The 506-nt window shown below is 45.3% G+C and carries 1 protein-coding gene; it reads right to left on the bottom strand.

Annotation, left to right across the window (positions count from 1 at the left end; all coding sequences use genetic code 11):
- A partial coding sequence (locus R7190_RS31175; RefSeq protein WP_318138382.1) for a dicarboxylate/amino acid:cation symporter occupies nucleotides 1-506 on the bottom strand: 506 nt, incomplete at both ends.

Genomic DNA, 506 nt, shown 5'->3' with positions numbered 1-506 from the left:
ACGCGTTAGCAACGAAGATTGTAGCAAGCGCGATGTAAATAGATACACCTGACATGTTCATCGTCGCGCCTAGCGGTACACCAAAACCCGCAACTGATTTAGAAACTTGCAGTTTCTCTGTCAGAGTACGCATGGTTACAGGGATGGTTGCATTTGAACTTGCAGTAGATAGAGAAAATAGGATTTGTTCACGAGTTGCACGGAGAAACGCCTTTGGAGAAGTTCCAGTCGTAATGCCAACTGCCATTGGATAGAAGATGAAAATCCAGAACACAAGCATAGCCACGACAAGCGCAACGTAACCTGCAACAGACATCAATGTATTCGCATTTAAGGTTGCACCTAGTTGAATCATCAGAGCAAACACACCGTAAGGTGCTAGACTCATGACCAAACCAACCAGCTTCATCATGATCTCATTGGCCATCTTAAACGTGCGGATAGCAGGGCCACCTCGAGAATCCAGAGCTTGAATGGCTAGACCTGTCAAAATAGCCATAAAGATA

This window comes from Vibrio sp. 1078-1 (genome assembly GCF_033340475.1).
The sequence above is the reverse complement of the archived record's forward strand: the minus strand, read 5'-3'. Positions and strand labels throughout refer to the sequence as shown.